The following is a 2,590-nucleotide window of genomic DNA, read 5'->3' on the forward strand; positions in this document are numbered from 1 at the left end:
TGACAATATACAGCCTCTTTCTGAGCTTCAGATAGGGGCTTTGTTGTTTTTGCTGAAGTTGCCCTACCTGTTAAACTAATTTCGATCGCCCTCAACCCTCAAAACTATTTGATGCTATGTGGGACACAATTGCCGCGCACATCTGTGAAACAACCGGAGAAACATTTTTGATCGACAATCGCCGTTCCGTAAGCGGTGGCTGCATCAATCAAGGCTATTATATCAGCAGCAGTTCCGGCACTTACTTCGTGAAAATCAATCAAGCTTCCCAAGTCTCGATGTTTGAAGCTGAAGCGCTGGGGTTGCAGCAAATGGGGAAAACCCAGACGATTCGAGTACCTGAGCCGATTTGCTGGGGAACTGAGGGGAATTCAGCTTATATTGTGGTGGAATGGCTGGATTTGGGAAGTCGCGGGGGCGATCAAAGTTGGGAAGAAATGGGGCGAAAACTCGCGGAAATGCACAAATACACATCCCCCAACTCCCCCTTGCTAAGGGGGGGAGAAGAGCCTAATTCGGGCTTGTTCAGGGGTGGTTTTGGGTGGGATATTAATAATACGATCGGCTCAACTATACAAATTAATAATTGGACGGCCAATTGGGCAGAATTTTGGGCAGAACAGCGGATTGGTTATCAGTTTAAATTGGCTAGGCGTCGGGGTGGTCATTTTCCCCAAGGGGAACGTTTATTAAAGGTAATTCCTGAGTTGTTAGCAGGTTACGAACCTCAACCTTCCCTAGTTCACGGGGATTTGTGGGGGGGAAATGCGGGGGTGACATCTGCGGGGGAACCAGTGATTTTTGACCCGGCGGCATATTTTGGAGATAGAGAAGTTGATCTTGCGATGACTGAGCTATTTGGTGGATTTCCGGCGCAGTTTTACCGGGGATACAATCAGGTTTAGCCTTTGGATTCAGGGTATGAAGAACGCAAAACTCTTTATAATCTGTATCACATTTTAAATCATTTTAATTTGTTTGGTGGGAGTTACGAGTCCCAGGCCAATCAAATGATTAATCGAATTTTTGGTAGTTAGGGCTTGCTGAATAATGAGCTAAAAGGTTTATAAGGTTTATATAGCAAGGCTTAGGGGATAGGGCAATCGAACAGAGCGTGCAACAAATACCTCAAGGGGTGACAACAAGGCTACAAAGCACTCTGGAGCAAGGATAAAGCATGAAGCCCTTGTTGAAAATTGAGTCGTTGGTGGGGTTTGAGATTCATCAGTACGGCGGCTAAATCCGACCAATTCTGGAAAGATTGACCCCAATCGGGAGCGTGCAATCCCATCCAAAAAGTGCTATAGCGTTCGGTTGAACGTCCGGTTTCAGTGGGACGACAAATATACTCAGCAACAGTTCGATGCTGTAAAGAAGCACCTTGTAAAGTGGCTAGAGTATAAGCGATAGAAATGACTAAAACGAGCGCCATTAACCGCCGCTGGTTGACTTTTGTATTTTCCAGATTATAGCCTCCGGTTTTTAAATCTCGAAACATTGTTTCGATGCCCCATCGAGCGGCATAAACGGAAAGAGTCCGAGGTAAACTTTTCAAACTGGTCAGAATATACCAAGGTTCTTTTGGACCTCTACCTCGATATTTTCGTTTCCAGTACGCCGCTAAATTAAAGTCTCCAAGCTGATGAGCTTTTGTACAATAAATATTGGCATAAAATCGGGAGTTTCCCGGTTTAATATTTAAGTCTTTGAGCGCTCGATAAACGACACCATCATCGGCAATGCAAGTGCCCTTTTTCTGTCGCAAAGCGAAGTCTATCTTCCTTTGCCTGAGCCAAGAAGCCAGTTGGACGCTGTGAAATTCGCGGTCGGCTAAAACCAGAACTGGATAAGGCTTCAACAGCCGCAATACTAGAGTTAAAACTTTTTTTTGTTCGTGCAAGCTACTACTTCCTTTTTTAGGTAATATTTCCCAATAAACGGGAATGGCATGCTTCCCCCAGGCTAAACTTAACACGATTAAATTTCGCTCTTGCCATTGCGTTCTATCGACCATTAAAAACAGATATCCTTGATGAATGAGTTGGAGTTTTTCGACTCGTCTTCGTTGTTGTCGATTGCTCGGTTGACGGCGAAACTCTTGTTTGAGGAGCTGTTTGATGAGTGGAAACCACAACAGCTTGGCTGTCAGTTGAGGTAAGTCTAAAAACCGTTGCAGATTTCTCACTCGACTTTCATACTTTATCGGTTGTGGAAACTTGTTGGCTAAAGTAGATAAGCTGACATCTCGATAGCTTTGTAACATTAACACTAACAATTGTAGCGTTAGATACTGGCGAGGATTTAGATGCGTCTCGAAAACTTTTTGGTATAATTGAGGGAACATATATTTTGTGTGGGGGTCGCAGCGACCCCCCAATTTTTTGGGTGACGGTTGGCTCAAACCCTTATTCTACCTGATTTGCAGCCCTCTTGTCACCCCTTGAGATAAAAAAGTCACTTATTGGTGTAGTGATGAAACTCGTCTAGGGCTGCATACAATTTGTCGCCGCAAGCTGTCGGGGCGACAAGTCGCCTATAACGCTGATAGAATAAGCCTCATAGCTCTTATGCCTTGTTGATAATTAGGTAG

At 44.5% G+C, this 2,590-nt stretch carries 1 protein-coding gene and 1 pseudogene; one reads left to right on the plus strand and one right to left on the minus strand.

Annotated elements, in window-relative coordinates; genetic code table 11:
* Positions 1-116: 116 nt before the first annotated feature.
* Positions 117-1,037 (plus strand): annotated as a pseudogene (locus QT979_RS28700) (fructosamine kinase family protein).
* A gap of 110 nt (positions 1,038-1,147) precedes the next feature.
* Here the strand turns inward: QT979_RS28700 and QT979_RS28705 are convergent.
* A complete protein-coding gene (locus QT979_RS28705; RefSeq protein WP_333312368.1) occupies positions 1,148-2,344 on the minus strand; it encodes an IS4 family transposase in 1,197 nt (398 codons plus the stop codon).
* Positions 2,345-2,590 lie beyond the last annotated feature (246 nt).

It is taken from the genome of Microcoleus sp. w2-18bC1, from assembly GCF_036700365.1.
Lineage (GTDB): Bacteria > Cyanobacteriota > Cyanobacteriia > Cyanobacteriales > Microcoleaceae > Microcoleus.